14 protein-coding genes are annotated in these 14,691 nt (G+C 40.3%); 7 read left to right on the top strand and 7 right to left on the bottom strand.

Annotated elements, in window-relative coordinates:
- The 4 genes from QWZ08_RS03135 to QWZ08_RS03120 all read left to right on the top strand — a co-directional run bounded on the left by QWZ08_RS03135 (position 1) and on the right by QWZ08_RS03120 (position 3,904).
- Positions 1-1,722 carry a sensor histidine kinase gene (locus QWZ08_RS03135; RefSeq protein WP_290335751.1) on the top strand — a complete coding sequence of 574 codons (1,722 nt, stop codon included), beginning with the start codon at positions 1-3 and terminating at the stop codon, positions 1,720-1,722.
- A 213-nt stretch (positions 1,723-1,935) separates the two neighbouring features.
- Positions 1,936-2,871 carry a hydrogen peroxide-inducible genes activator gene (locus QWZ08_RS03130; RefSeq protein WP_290335750.1) on the top strand — a complete coding sequence of 312 codons (936 nt, stop codon included), beginning with the start codon at positions 1,936-1,938 and terminating at the stop codon, positions 2,869-2,871.
- Positions 2,872-2,962: 91 nt separating this feature from the next.
- Positions 2,963-3,433 (top strand): redoxin domain-containing protein, encoded by a 471-nt coding sequence (locus tag QWZ08_RS03125; protein WP_290335749.1) that lies wholly within the window; start codon positions 2,963-2,965, stop codon positions 3,431-3,433.
- Between the two features lie 102 nt (positions 3,434-3,535).
- On the top strand, positions 3,536-3,904 hold the full coding sequence (locus QWZ08_RS03120; protein WP_353960473.1) for a T9SS type A sorting domain-containing protein: 369 nt from the start codon (positions 3,536-3,538) through the stop codon (positions 3,902-3,904).
- A gap of 162 nt (positions 3,905-4,066) precedes the next feature.
- On the opposite strand, the gene QWZ08_RS03115 is transcribed toward QWZ08_RS03120, so the two are convergent.
- The gene (locus QWZ08_RS03115; RefSeq protein WP_290335748.1) at positions 4,067-5,248 is read right to left on the bottom strand and encodes a class I SAM-dependent rRNA methyltransferase; all 1,182 of its coding nucleotides are present in this window, start codon (positions 5,246-5,248) and stop codon (positions 4,067-4,069) included.
- A gap of 171 nt (positions 5,249-5,419) precedes the next feature.
- Between QWZ08_RS03115 and QWZ08_RS03110 the strand changes: the two genes are divergently transcribed.
- Both QWZ08_RS03110 and dnaJ read left to right on the top strand, forming a co-directional pair.
- On the top strand, positions 5,420-5,995 hold the full coding sequence (locus QWZ08_RS03110; protein WP_290335747.1) for a nucleotide exchange factor GrpE: 576 nt from the start codon (positions 5,420-5,422) through the stop codon (positions 5,993-5,995).
- Between the two features lie 225 nt (positions 5,996-6,220).
- On the top strand, positions 6,221-7,399 hold the full coding sequence (dnaJ, locus tag QWZ08_RS03105; protein ID WP_290335746.1) for a molecular chaperone DnaJ: 1,179 nt from the start codon (positions 6,221-6,223) through the stop codon (positions 7,397-7,399).
- Here the strand turns inward: dnaJ and QWZ08_RS03100 are convergent.
- The 5 genes from QWZ08_RS03100 to QWZ08_RS03080 all read right to left on the bottom strand — a co-directional run bounded on the left by QWZ08_RS03100 (position 7,396) and on the right by QWZ08_RS03080 (position 13,266).
- The gene (locus QWZ08_RS03100) at positions 7,396-9,150 is read right to left on the bottom strand and encodes a vWA domain-containing protein (RefSeq protein ID WP_290335745.1); all 1,755 of its coding nucleotides are present in this window, start codon (positions 9,148-9,150) and stop codon (positions 7,396-7,398) included. The genes dnaJ and QWZ08_RS03100 overlap by 4 nt on opposite strands.
- 67 nt (positions 9,151-9,217) lie before the next feature.
- A complete protein-coding gene (gene hpt / locus QWZ08_RS03095; RefSeq protein ID WP_290335744.1) occupies positions 9,218-9,757 on the bottom strand; it encodes a hypoxanthine phosphoribosyltransferase in 540 nt (179 codons plus the stop codon).
- 43 nt (positions 9,758-9,800) lie between these two features.
- Positions 9,801-10,970 carry a glucosaminidase domain-containing protein gene (locus QWZ08_RS03090; RefSeq protein ID WP_290335743.1) on the bottom strand — a complete coding sequence of 390 codons (1,170 nt, stop codon included), beginning with the start codon at positions 10,968-10,970 and terminating at the stop codon, positions 9,801-9,803.
- Between the two features lie 27 nt (positions 10,971-10,997).
- The gene (locus QWZ08_RS03085; protein ID WP_290335742.1) at positions 10,998-11,636 is read right to left on the bottom strand and encodes an O-methyltransferase; all 639 of its coding nucleotides are present in this window, start codon (positions 11,634-11,636) and stop codon (positions 10,998-11,000) included.
- A 94-nt stretch (positions 11,637-11,730) separates the two neighbouring features.
- Positions 11,731-13,266 carry a sodium:solute symporter gene (locus tag QWZ08_RS03080; protein WP_290335741.1) on the bottom strand — a complete coding sequence of 512 codons (1,536 nt, stop codon included), beginning with the start codon at positions 13,264-13,266 and terminating at the stop codon, positions 11,731-11,733.
- An 81-nt stretch (positions 13,267-13,347) separates the two neighbouring features.
- Between QWZ08_RS03080 and QWZ08_RS03075 the strand changes: the two genes are divergently transcribed.
- Entirely contained in the window at positions 13,348-13,887 is a 540-nt protein-coding gene (locus QWZ08_RS03075; protein WP_290335740.1) for an LOG family protein, read from the top strand.
- Here the strand turns inward: QWZ08_RS03075 and QWZ08_RS03070 are convergent.
- Complete coding sequence (locus QWZ08_RS03070; RefSeq protein WP_290335739.1) at positions 13,881-14,495, bottom strand: hypothetical protein; 615 nt, start codon at positions 14,493-14,495, stop codon at positions 13,881-13,883. The two genes, QWZ08_RS03075 and QWZ08_RS03070, sit on opposite strands and share 7 nt — an antisense overlap.
- Positions 14,496-14,691: the final 196 nt, after the last annotated feature.

The raw sequence follows: 14,691 nt of genomic DNA, 5'->3' as shown, positions 1-14,691 counted from the left end.
ATGAAACTTAAAACAAAATTATCCCTCGGCCTTTCCTTTCTGTTTGCGGTGATAGTGGCCTTTGGCATTCTTGGCTTTTTTTATATTAACCGTCTTAGTAATGATGCAGACAGGGTATTAAAAAATAACCACGAATCGCTTGTGTACGCGAATAATATGCTGAAGGCGCTGGAAGAAATTCCTTCTAAAAAAGCAGCCTTTCAGTTATTTGAATATAACCTGGAGAGGCAGGAAAAAAATATTACCGAACCGGGCGAAAAAGAAAGTACAGAGGCGCTTAGAAAAAATTTCACAGAATTAAAAGCCAACCCTTCTGACTCGTCCAATTACCCGCAGTTGCGCCAGTCTATACAAGTGATTAATGATTTAAACCAGGATGCCATTTTAAGAAAAAACGAAGTTGCTCAAAAAACAGCGGAGGATGCACGCTTCTGGCTTACGCTCATATTTACCATACTCATCATTGTGAGCATTACATTTATCTATAATTTTCCAGCGATTATTTCTACACCTGTAACAAAACTGGCCGAAGGCATCAGGGAAATTGCCAACAAAAATTACAAGCAACGGATTTACCTGGAACAAAAAGATGAGTTTGGTGACCTCGCCAATTCTTTTAACAGCATGGCCGAAAAACTGGATGAATATGAGCACAGTAACCTTGCAAAAATAAAGTTTGAAAAAAGCAGGATTGAAACCATTATCAACCAGATGAAGGATGGCATTATCGGGCTGGATGAGAAGAAACATATTTTGTTTGTTAATGCCGTTTCTGAAAAAATACTGGGTCTTAAAGAAAATGATATCATTGGTAAATATGCCGCAGATATAGCCATTCAAAACGACCTGATGAGAACCTTGCTGCAGGATGACAGCAGGAAGGAATTAAAAATTTATGCGGATGAAAAAGAAAGTTTCTTTAACAAAGATTTTATTAATGTAAAAGCAAATGATGCAGTAATTGGCCAGGTGATTGTTTTGCGCAATATCACCCCCTATCATGAACTGAACGAAGCCAAAACGAATTTCATCGCCACCGTTTCGCACGAATTAAAAACACCTATAGCTTCCATACGAATGAGTCTGCAATTACTGGATAATAAACAAACGGGCAATATAAATACCGAACAGCAATTGCTGCTGGACAGCATAAAAGACGACACCAACCGCTTGCTAAAAATCACAGGAGAACTGCTGAACATGACTCAGGTAGACAGTGGCAAAATACAGTTAAGCATTGTATCCAGTGATGCAAAAGAAATTTTAGACTATGCAGTCAACGCCAACAAATCCGCGGCTGAACAAAAAAATATCCGGCTGGATGTTAACATAGTACCCAACCTGCCGCAGGTTGCGGCTGATAATGAAAAAACTGCCTGGGTGCTCACCAATTTATTATCGAATGCCATCCGCTACTCCTATGATAATTCAACCGTTTTTGCAAGTATACATGCAACTGGCAGTAAAATAATTTTCACTGTAAAAGACACCGGACAAGGCATTGCACCGGAATACAAGTCCAAAATTTTCGATCGTTATTTCCGTGTTCCCGGCACACACAAAGAAGGTACGGGTCTCGGACTTTCTATCTGCAAAGAATTTATTGAAGCCCAGGGCGGCCAGATAAATGTAGAAAGTGATTATGGCACCGGCAGCAGCTTTATGGTGATTTTAAATGCATTCCCCCATACCCTGAAGGGGAGTTCTGCGACGACCTCATAACGTAGCGGATTGAAGTAGTGTTACACAAAGCTAAAACAGTACAAGAGGGTGACACAAGAATGATCCACAAAGCTGTGTATTTGCCCCGGGAAAAAAATATTGTCAAAAAAATATTGCTGTAAAGTCCAAAAAAAATGGTTCTATGACAAATTTTACCAGATAATTTTTGTCGATATTTCTGCTAATAATATAACGATTGTCTATTTTTACGTTATGACAATTACACAACTGGAATACATTATTTCGCTGGATACTTACCGGCATTTTTCTACTGCCGCCGAAAGGTGTTTTGTAACCCAGCCAACATTGAGTATGCAGGTGCAGAAACTGGAAGATGAACTCGGCACCAAATTATTTGACCGCAGCAAACAACCTGTGATACCAACTGAGACCGGCGAAGAAGTCATACGACAGGCGAGGATGATTGTGCATGAAGTTAAGATGATGCACCAGCTGATAAAAGATAAACAGGGCGTATTGCAGGGCGAACTCAGAATTGGGATCATACCAACATTGGCACCTTACCTGCTGCCCATGTTTCTGCAACCTTTTCTCACAAAATACCCGGATATTAAAATAAGGGTAAAAGAAATGACCACCGACATTTTGGTAGAGAAACTAAAAGCCGGAAAGATAGATGCGGGTTTGCTGGTAACCCCTTTGCAAGAAAGCGCCATTAAAGAATATCCCTTGTTTTATGAAGAACTCGTGGCCTACGTTTCTAAATCAAACGCGGCTTTTAAAAAAACATATGTACTTGCAGATGATATTGATTTAAAAGAATTGTGGTTGCTGGAAGAAGGCCATTGTTTCCGTTCCCAGATCGTGAATTTATGTGAACTAAAAAAACAAAGCACCGAACAAAGCCATTTTGAATACGAAGCCGGCAGTGTGGAAACCCTGCGTAAAATGGTAGAGAAAAATAATGGTGTGACTATCTTGCCGGAAATGGCTACACTGGATTTTACGTTAAAGCAACTCAACATGGTGCGGCATTTTAAAGCCCCGGTGCCTGTAAGGGAAGTGAGCCTCGTTACACACCGCGACTATGTAAAGAAAAAACTGGTGGATGTTTTGAAAGCTGCCATCATTGAATCTATCCCCGCTAAAATAATGCTGAACAAAAATAAAAACCTGGTCAAAATTTAAGGTGCACTAAAAAAATAACTTAAAAAATTTACGGCTGGCTGCAGGTATGTTTGCAGCCGACCTATATTTACAATCTAAAAAATAAAAAATTATGGCAATTGAAATTGGGCAGCAAGCCCCCGCATTTACTTTATACGACAGTGAAAAAAACAAAGTGAGCCTGGCAGATTACAAAGGCAAAAATGTGTTACTGTTATTTTTTCCGCAGTCATTTACCGGTGGGTGTACAGCGCAACTTTGCAGCGCAAGGGATAACATGGCGTCTTATAATGGAGCGAATGCGCAGGTATTGGGCATTTCTGTTGATTCTGTTTTTACTCTGGGTAAATTTAAAGCCGAACAGAATTTAAATTTTCCGTTGTTAAGCGATTTTAATAAAGAAGTGTCCACAGCATATGAAAGTATTTATACTGACTGGATTCTGGATATGAAAGGCGTGAGCAAACGCTCTGCTTTTGTGATAGATAAAGAAGGTATTGTACGTTATGCAGAAGTACTTGAAAGCGCCGGAGATCAGCCCAATTTTACCGCAATACAGGAAACGCTGGCCGGATTGAACTAAGATTTTTTATCAAAAAGAGCCAATAAGTTTAACATCTTATTGGCTCTTTCACAATATTTTGCAATATAATTTGTTTAAGCAAATAGGTGACATTTTTAAAGAATTTACCTACTTTTACATAAACTGAAACGTTTAACAATTATATCAATCTTTTTATTTGGATTAATTTATACTTCTTTTGCTCAAAATAAAATCGCCGCCTCCAACGGTGGTGATCCTGCTGCAAAACTGATTAAATATTATCCAAATCCAGCTACTACCGCTATTAGCTTCGAATTCGTGCGGGGTTATGACAAATCTTTTACACTTCAGTTGTATAATTTCATGGGCAAAAAAGTGCTGGATGTAAACACACTTTCGCAGCTCACCAACCTTTCCCTCAACGGCTTTTACCGCGGCGTTTATATATTTCGCCTAAGTGATAAAAACGGCAACGTGATTGATTCCGGTAAATTCCAGGTGGTACGTTAAGTTTTATTTCTCTTTAATTTTATTGGCCCTGCAGTATATTTTCAATTAAGCTTCATTGGCGTCGCACTCTTGTACCAATAAGCGCTATGCAACTTTCATCGAAGCGTGTTATGACCTCTCTGATTTAAAACTCATTTTCATTTTTCCAAAAACAGGAAAGTTTTATAAAACCTGTGCAATCAGAAACTTCAAATAATGGGTATTTTCCTGTCCGCGGATAATCGGGTGGTCGGCTGATTGCGCATTGAATACTACCTGCCTTATTTTTCGTTTGGCATCTTTTGCAGCCATTTGTATAATGTCTAAAAACAACTCTGGTTTCACCAGGTTGGTACAACTGGAGGTCACCAAAAATCCGCCTGGTTTCACCAGTTTCATTCCCCGCAAATTAATTTCTTTATACCCTGCAACTGCCTTATCAATCGTACTCCTGCTCTTTGTAAACGAAGGCGGGTCAAGCATCACAACGTCCCACTGCTTGCCTTCTTTAGTCCATTCCTTTAACACATCAAAGGCATTTACACATTCAAAACGGCAAATGCTTTCCAGTCCGTTCAGGGCCGCATTTTTGTTGCACATATCAATAGCGCTTTGCGAAATATCCAGTCCCAAAACGCTTTTTGCGCCATAGTGCGCAGCCGTTACTTCAAATGAGCCGGTATAACAAAACGCACCCAGCACATCCGCCCCTTTTACAATATGCTGAATGGCCCGGCGGTTATCCTGCTGGTCTAAAAAATAACCTGTTTTTTGCCCGTTGGCAATATCCACGTTCATTTTTATGCCGTTCTCCTCAATCACAATATTGGTATCAAATTCCGCCGATAAAAATCCCTTATGCTGTTCCATGCCTTCCAGTTCCCTCACCGGTACATCGTTGCGCTCATAAATACCCTTGGGCGAAAACAATTGTTCCAGGGCTTTTACTATGGCAGGCTTCCAGATGTCGATGCCCAGCGCCAAAGTCTGTATCACAAAATAATCGTTGAATTTATCGATGATCAGTTGTGGCAGGTCATCCGCTTCGCCAAAAATGAGGCGGCAGTTTTCAGTATAACCCAGCGTTTGCCGGTAGGCCCAGGCCTGCTTGATTTTATTATAAAAAAATGCTTCATCAATGGGAATATCTTTATCCCGGGTAAGCAGCCGCACCATGATTTGCGATTGGGGGTTTACATAGCCTTTACCAATAAATTTCTTGTCGTGCGTAAAAACATTGACTATTTCGCCGGCTTTGGCAGCTGCATCTAAAGCTTTACCGCGGTTAATTTCGTTCGCAAAAATCCAGGGATGGCCGGTTTCCACACGATTGCCTACATTTTTATTGAGGAAAAGACTTTTCATGCCGCAAAGGTAACTTTTAACCACTCAGCCAGCTCAAATTTGCAGTTAAACTCACTTCATTTGCCAATTTGGCTGTTAATGAAGGTTGGCAAAATGTTTGACTATCGTACATTTGCACCTCATTTACCATCTTGATTGTATAACAAAAAAAGAAGGCTTAATACTATAATTATGGAACAAAAAATAAAAGAAACAGAAGAGGAAACAACCATGGCGGAGCAAACGCAGGGCTTTGAGGACATCAATTCGGATTCGGATATTCCGGGAAATACCCACTTAAGCAATGAAGCGGGGGAAAACGCGTTTGAAAAACTGCAGTCTGAACTGGAAGAACAAAAAGATAAATACATCCGTTTATTCGCCGAGTTTGATAACTATAAACGCCGCAGCGCCAAAGAAAGAATTGAACTGATTCAAACTGCGGGCAGGGAAGTAATTACCTCTTTACTGGATGTATTGGATGACAGCGAACGTGCTGAAAAACAGCTGCAAACAAGTACTGACCTGGAACAAATAAGAAAAGGTATCGAACTGGTGTTTGGCAAGTTGAGAAGCACATTACAGGCAAAAGGATTGAAAGCCATGGACAGTATCAACACAGAATTTGATGTGGAAAAACATGAAGCGATTACCGAAATACCGGCTCCTTCTGAAAACCTGAAAGATAAAGTAGTGGACGAGGTTCAAAAAGGGTATTACCTGAATGATAAGATTATCAGGTTTGCCAAGGTTGTGGTTGGTAAATAAATCGGTATCTTCTGCTTAGCGAATTACAAAGCAGGGATTTACCTAAGCTGACCGTACCCTATCTTATTACGCTTCGGTAAAAGTTCCTTACAGATATTAAAGTACAAGTGAGTGACACAACAATGCTGACCAATGAAAAAATGCTGGTAAAATAATAATAACAATTGTCTTTACCCTTTTTAAAGGTTAGGCATAAAACAAATTACCCTTTGGGGAAACCGGTTTATGAAGAAAGATTTTTATGAAATTTTGGGGATTAGTAAAACTGCATCGCAGGATGAGATAAAGAAAGCGTACCGTAAAGTGGCTATGCAGTTTCACCCTGACCGCAATCCCGGCGATAAAGCATCTGAAGAAAAATTTAAGGAAGCAGCTGAGGCTTACGAAATATTAAGCGATCCGGACAAGCGGGCCCAGTATGACCGTTTTGGTCACCAGGCTTTCAGTGGCGGTCGTGGTAACAGCGGCGGCGGATTTAGTGGCGGTGGTATGAATATGGATGATATCTTCAGCCAGTTTGGAGATATTTTTGGCGATGAAAGTCCGTTTGGTAGTTTCTTTGGTGGCGGAGGTAGCGGTGGACGCCGATCTTCCGGCGGAAGGAGCCATGGTGTGCGGGGCAGTAACCTGCGCATAAAAATAAAACTGAACTACGAGGAGATGGCCAAGGGCGCTTCGAAGACAGTTAAGGTAAAAAAATATGTTCCCTGCGCTACCTGTAGCGGCAGCGGAGCTAAAGATAAAAACAGTGTACAAACCTGTGGCACCTGCGGTGGCAGCGGCCAGGTAAGAAAAGTGCAGAATACCTTCCTGGGCCAGATGCAGACCGTGACTACCTGTCCTACCTGTAATGGCGAAGGAAGTACCATCGCCAATAAATGTACAAGCTGCAAGGGTGAAGGACGGGTTTACGGCGAGGAAACCGTAACCATCGAAATACCGGCAGGTGTACAGGAAGGTATGCAACTGAGCATGAATGGCAAAGGCAACGCAGGCGAACGCGGCGGAGCTAACGGCGACTTAATCATCCTGATTGAAGAGGAAGCTCATGCACAACTACAAAGAGACGGCCTGAATGTGGCTTTCGATTTACATATTTCTTTTCCTGAAGCGGTATTTGGAACCAATATAGAGGTACCAACGATTGATGGAAAGGCTAAAATAAAAATTCCGCCGGGAACCCAGAGTGGTAAAATTTTCCGGTTGAAAGGAAAAGGCTTTCCTTCAGTCAATTCTTACGAAAAAGGTGATCAGTTGATTCATGTAAATGTATGGACGCCGCAACATGTAAGTTCTGAAGAAAAAGCCATGCTGGAAAAAATGCAGGACAGCAAAAATTTCGAACCAAAACCGGAAAAAGGCGACAAGTCTTTTTTTGACAAGGTGCGGGAGATGTTTGCTTAATCTTTATATTTCATTTTCTTTTTTACGTAGATTTTTTTGGCCATCCCGATCAACTGTACAAATTGCTTTTGCAGGTAGTTGTCAGGATTATAGGCATTGGTGGCGATTCTTTCTGTCTCCGTCCAGTCAGTTACAGGAAAATACTTTGACTGGCGCAGCTTCATGCCAAACATGGCTATGGAAGCACCCAGTTGGTATTCCTTATCAATGTTATTAAAGGATTGGTAATTTGCGGGGCAATCAAATTTAATTTCCCTGCGGTTTTTTGTAGCCGGCAGGGTATATTTTAGTGAAACCGATGCCGGAGAAATCTGTGTGCCGGAATCAACGGCAAAAGCATTTTTTGGCGTTACTTCAAAAATTGCCAGCACACTGTTTCCGCTGCCAATATCTCCCCCTTCCAGTTCACCTGAGCTGTCTGCGATGGCATCCCTTTTATTATCGAAACCAATCAGACGATAGTCTTTTATTACAGCGGGGTTGAAATGCACATTTAAAAAAACATCATCTGCCACTGAAAAAAATGTCTGGGTTACTTCTTTTACCAGCACTTTTTCCGCCTCCGTAATATTGTCCAGGTAGGCATAATTTCCGTTCCCTCTTTTTGCCAGCGTTTCCAGTTTGGAATCTTTAAAATTTCCCATACCTACACCCAGGCAGGTTAAATATACACCACTCTTTTTTTCTTTAGTGATCAGCTCGTCAAGGGCCTTTTCTGTCACTTCTCCCACATTAAAATCGCCATCTGTTGCCAGTATCACCCTGTTATTTCCACCTTTTATGAAAGATCTTTCTGCCAGACCGTATGCCATCCTGATGGCCGATTCTCCCGGTGTATCGCCACTGGCCGTCAGCTCTTCAATAGAGGCCGTAATCTTTTGCTTTTCTGCTCCGCTCGTAGGTGGAAGCCATACAGATACGCTGCCACCATAAGCCACAATGGATACCGTGTCGATTGCCCTTAAATTTTTTATCAGCATTTGAAAAGCGGCTTTTACCAGCGGCAGCCTGTTGGGTAAATCCATACTTCCGGAAGCATCGATCAAAAAAACCAGGTTGGAAGGAGGTACTTTATCCATATCCAGTTTGCGGGCGTTAACGTTCAGGAATAACAATTTGCTTTCGGCATTCCAAGGGCATTCTGATAACTGTGATCCTAAACTAAATACTTCATTTTTAGAGGGCTCGCGGTAGTGCAGGTTAAAGTAATTCAATAATTCTTCTATTCGCACCGCATCCGGTGGTACCAGACTTTTAGTGGTAAGAAACCTGCGGATATTACTGTAGGATGCTTTATTGATGTTAAGGGAAAAAGCTGAATTGGGAAATTTGTTTACATCGACCGTTTCATTTTCTACCAGCGAAAAATAAGATTCATCGCTGACATACCAGGTATAGGTGGAAGAAAAATCCTGGTCTTTAGTAACGGAAATCAGCTTAGGCCTGTTTTTAGTTACATTGGCAGACAATGATTTTAAAATTAATTGCTGAAACGCATCTGTTTTTACGCCAAAGGATTTTGTTTCATAACCATCTGCAATCAGCGTAAGAGAATCATAAGCTGAATGACAGGAAATACCAAATCCACCTGATGTACCCGAATAGTAAACGTTTTTATCTGAGTGAAGTAAAATTTTTACATTCTGCAATAACTCACTTTTTTCGTTTTTTATTTCACCACGTAAATAGTATTGAGCATTGGCAAATGGCACAAATAGCAGGAAGGATATGTAGACAGCTAATTTTTTCAACAGTTCAAAAGTTGCAGTAAGTTATAAAAATTATCCCAAACAGAAACTGATTACTGCCGCATAACCGTTATTCCGCTGTTAATTGATAAATTTCCGGGATGTTTCTTCCCAACCCGTCGTAGTCAAGACCGAAGCCCAGTAAAAAGATATTTGGTACACTAAAGCCCAGGAAATCGATTGCTACAGGATGCAATAAAGCTTCAGGCTTGTGCAGTAAGGCTGCGATTTTTAGAGAAGCTGGCTGTTGTGCATACAGTTGTGGTAAAAACTTGTGCATCGTGGTGCCGGTATCAACAATGTCTTCAATAATAATGACATGCCTGCCTTGTAATGGCTCATCCAGCCCGATGGAAGTAATGACATTGCCGGTTGAGCAGGTCCCCTTGTAAGAAGCCAGCTTTATAAAACAGATCTCTGCATCTATTGATATTTCTTTAAAAAGATCAGCCGCAAACATAAATGAGCCGTTTAAAATAGCAATGAATAAAGGGCGTTTGCCGGCATACTCTGTATTAATTTCAGCTGCCAGTTCTTTTATCCGTTCGTTAATCTTTACTGCAGAAATATACGGCTTGAATTTTTTATCATTTACCTGTAATACTGGCATATGGTTGTTGGCTGTTTTATTGTGTGTGTACGTGTATAAAGGACTATTCAGAAACTACCAGCTCCTGTCCTATCCGTAAATTGTCGGTAGTTAAATTATTCCATTGCCTTAATTGCTGAATGGTTACCTGGTACTTCTTTGCTATGCTGTACAATCCTTCTTTAGGTTGCACAGTATGTATTTTGTGCGGTGCTGGTACTTCTTTTTTTGATACTGTTGAAGCAACTGCATCCTTTATTGCGGCTGCCTGTTGCGTTTGTGCAACCGGACTTAAATACAATTTTGTCCCTGCAGCAACTGGTGTATCTTCTTTCATGTCGTTATACAATAAAAGATATTTCAGCTGTATGCCATTTTTTTGTGCGATGTCATGCAACGGCTCCTGCTGTTGTGCGATGTAAAAATCACTGGCGCCTGTTTTTGATTTCTTTTGCAAAAAGATAATCTGGTCGTCTTTAAGAATGCCGTCTTCTTCCAGGTCGTTATAGGAAAGTAGTTTACTTAGATCAATATCATTTCCGGTGGCAATGGCAAGCAGCGAGGTTCCTTTTTTTGCATTGATATATTTGTGCCCGTTAATATAGTTTACAGGCTGGCTTTCAGACGAATTAGCAGGTTCTGTGTTATCAGCGGAAGTGGCTTTTTCCGGCGCCGGTTCCTTATCATCCTGGTATTTGCTTTTATCAACTTGTGGCATATCCTGGGCTCCTATTAAAGAATATTGCTGCAGGTTATATTGTTCAATATTTTTAATCAGGATGTCAGGATATTTTGGATTAGTGGCATACCCCGCCTTTCTCAATCCTTTTGCCCATGCCTTGTAGTCCAATGGATCTAACTGAAAAAGAAAAGCATACCACTCCATTCCACGCAAATAATTACTATGATCCCTGTAAGATGCTTCTGCATCTTTATAGCTGCGAAAACATTCGCCCTTTTCATCATCGTGGGTCACCGCGTCCGACGTCCAGCTGCTTTTACATTTGATACCAAAATGATTATTCGATTTTTTTACAAGATCGCTGTTGCCGCTTTCTGTTTCCAGAAGTCCCTGTGCCAACGTTATGGCGGCAGGCACACCCATTCTTTTCATTTCTTTTATTGCAAGGTCTTTGTATTTTTCTACGTATTGCTCAGGCGTCATTTTTTGCGCATTTGCACTAATGCAAAAAACGGCAACCGTCCATATTAAATTCACCAATTTTTTTATCATAATTATTAGCCTTTGGGGAGCCTGATTTTACAATTTTCTTATCAGCATCAATCCGTCCCTTACTGTTAGCAATACCTGTTGTACTCCCGGATCATTTTTTACATGCTCATTAAAAGCATGTACGGCTTTCGCATTTTTGCCGCTGATATTTTCTTCCAGTACCTGTCCATGAAACAAGGTATTGTCTGCGATGATAACACCGTTCTGCTTCACCGCAGGCAAAATTAAATCGTAATAACCGATATAACCCGTTTTATCTGCGTCGATAAAAACAATATCCCACTGTTCATTTAACGTGGGAATAATATCATTCGCGTCACCAAGGTGCAACCGGATGTTATTTTTATATACAGATCTCTCAAAATACGATTTTGCTGTCGCAGCATCCGGCTCTCTTAATTCAACGGTGTGAAGCATTCCTCCGGGCCTTAAACCTTTGGCAAGGCACAGCGCACTGTATCCTGTAAACGTGCCTATTTCCAAAATGCGGGATGGTTGCAACAAAGTACTCAACAGGCTTAAAAAACTCCCCTGCACGTGCCCGCTAAGCATGTGTGCATTGTCATGTGTTGCAGTTGTATATTGATTTATTTCGTGCAGTAAATCATCTTCTTCAAAAGAAAAATTAGATGCGTATGCTTCTGCTGCAATATTTACAATATCCATGAATTGAATTTAATAACAATGGCGTCACCCTTAATTCACCGATTAAAAATGACACCCTGCAGGTACAAAAATAAAATTTATACCCCGTAACCAATTATTTTTTTGAAATGATTAACAAGCCTGTAAAGGTTAATAGTCCGTTGATGATGAGTATTTCAATACCAATTACATATCCATTCAATAAATGCGGCGCATTGGTTTGAAGCAGGTAACATAGTACGGGACTTATAATTGCTATAATGGCGATAATGAAATTATCCGGTAAACTGCGACGGGTTAAAATACCAAAAGTAAACAGGCCTAGCAGGGGACCATATGTATAGCCGGCAAGGTCTAAAATTTTATCAATAATAGAACGGCTGTTAATTTCCCTGAAGATCAATATGCATATAAAAAACAGCGTGGTCATTGTTAAATGCACTGATAATCGCAGGCGTCTTTTTTGTTGCTCATTTAAATCCGTTCTTTCCTTTATGCCCAAAATATCAATGCAAAAAGAAGAAGTAAGCGCTGTTAAGGCACCATCTGCACTGGGAAACAAAGCCGATATCAACGCGATAATAAAAATAACAGAAATATAGGACGGCATGGATTGCAATAAGCCAAGTGCTACCGAAGGAAAAAGATTATCACCGGTTAAATTCAGGTTATTATATGCAAATCCCCATACAGGCACACCATCTACCATTGTTGTGGTGAAACTGGCTCCCTGGGTATAAGCATACAGGTACAAAAGGCCGCCCAGCAGCAGGAACAGCAAATTTACAAACACTAAAATCACACTGAACGTCAGCATATTTTTTTGTGAATCCTTCAGGTTTTTTACGCTGATATTTTTTTGCATCATTTCCTGGTCAAGCCCTGTCATGGCGATGGTTATAAATGCACCTCCAACAATCTGTTTTATAAAATACCCCTTGCTGTTGATATCGGTATTAAATATCCGTGTCAGGTTTTTTGCTTCCATTGCATTTACCGCTTCGCCTACTGAAAGATGCAGGTGAGATAAGATGTAACCAATGCATACAATCAAACCCAGTATCATCATGGTTGTTTGTAAGGTATCTGTATAGACAATTGTTTTTACGCCGCCTTCAAATGTGTACAGCAATATCATAATCAGCACTACGGCAGCAGATACATAAAACGGAATGTGCATCCTGGATAAAATAAAAACATGCAACACATTAATAACAAGATACAGTCTTGCTGTGGCGCCTACCGTTCTTGATAAGATAAAAAAAGATGCACCGGTTTTATAAGCCCAGGTACCAAAGCGCTGCTTGAGATAATTATAAATTGAAGTTAAGTTCAGTTTATAATAAAGCGGTAACAATACATAGGCAACAACAAGGTATCCCAAAAAATAACCAATCACTACCTGGAAATATCCAAGTGCATTGGGAACAAGCCCCTCTTTGCCAATATTGCCAACACTACCGGGAACGCTCACAAATGTTACTCCGCTTAAGGAGGTGCCAATCATGCCGAAAGCCACCAGCATCCAGTTACTATTGCGGTTACCGATAAAAAAAGAATCATTATTTGAATTTCTGCTGGTATACCAGGCCACGATGAATAACAATAAAAAATAACCGATAACAAAATACAAAAGCGTTGAAGGAGCCATGTTGAAAAATAATTAAAATATAATCCCGCTAAATTAGCAGAAGTAAAAGTATTTGTTGAATTTTAAACAATATACATCATTATGACTTTTGAATCCATTGCGGTTTTTTGTGGAAGTAAGACAGGAAACAACCCCTTATTTGCAGCGCATGCCACCAGCCTTGGATACCTGCTGGCTGAAAAAAATATTACCTTAATTTATGGTGGTGGCAATAAGGGTTTAATGGCCTCTGTGGCCAATGCTGTGATGGAAAAATGCGGCAAAGTAATTGGCATTATACCTCAGGTATTAACTGAATGGGAACACCAACATGAAGGCATAACTGAACTGATTGTGGTAGAAACAATGCATGTACGCAAACGCATGCTTTATGAGAAATGTGATGCGGCCATTGTACTGCCCGGTGGCTATGGAACATTGGATGAAGTTTTTGAAATGCTTACCTGGAACCAGTTGAGTATACACGATAAACCGATTTTTATTTTAAACAGCGGTGGTTTTTATGATGGCTTGTTACTGCATGTTGATAAAATGATGAGAGAGGGATTTCTATACGATCAGCCTGCAAAAAGCTTCACTGTTATAAGTACACCTGAAGAAATATTTCACTACAATCAATAACGTTCTCTTCTTTGTCTTCCCTGGAAAAGCCCAATGTTAAATCCTGCCCTTACAACAGGAATCATTCTGCGGCCGGCATCTACATAAGGTGAATTTGGTTGTTGTGCCACATCAAACAGAACCGAAAAATAATAATAGGTGTTATTTCCTTCACTTCTTCCGCTGCTATAGCCTGCACCCAGTAATACGCTGTTTACATCTGTTGTACCTTTTGCAACAGTACCCACACCTGGCTCTATCACTCTCAGATTTATAAAATTATGTTCGTACTGCCCCTGCAGGTAAAGGAAATTTACCGGAAAAATTCGCACGAATGCCCCCGGACCGATATTGGTTTGCCGGTACTTAATCCCGCTATAATCTTTTTGGCCCTGGTAAATGACATTTACGCTTAAGGCAGCGTCCAGCCACTTTGTGAGACTATAACCAAGGTAAGGACTAACTCCCAGGGTAGTACCGCCAGTATAAAATGCAAGCGTAAGATCACCACCGGTAAATAATTTTTCTTTTTGAAATCCGGTGACCCGTTCTTCTTCCGGTTCGCTTTGTTGTGCAAAAATGGAGATTGAAAAAATGGTTACGCTGACTAATAAAACTATCTTTTTCATTTGTTGCTTGCTTATTCTTAAGGTTATTCTACATTAGAAAAAATCTGGTGTAAAAATCGTACAAAATATTGATTAATAATTTGTACAAGTTTAAATGCCTGCAATAAAAATTGTTAATTTTTGGGCAGGCCTTAAGTGTAATAGTGTCGCTGAATTATAAGTTTGTAATGAATCGCAGAAATAGCAAATGAATGAT

It is taken from the genome of Ferruginibacter paludis, assembly GCF_030409685.1.
Classification (GTDB): domain Bacteria; phylum Bacteroidota; class Bacteroidia; order Chitinophagales; family Chitinophagaceae; genus Ferruginibacter; species Ferruginibacter paludis.
This window is presented reverse-complemented; position numbering and strand designations above follow the sequence as displayed.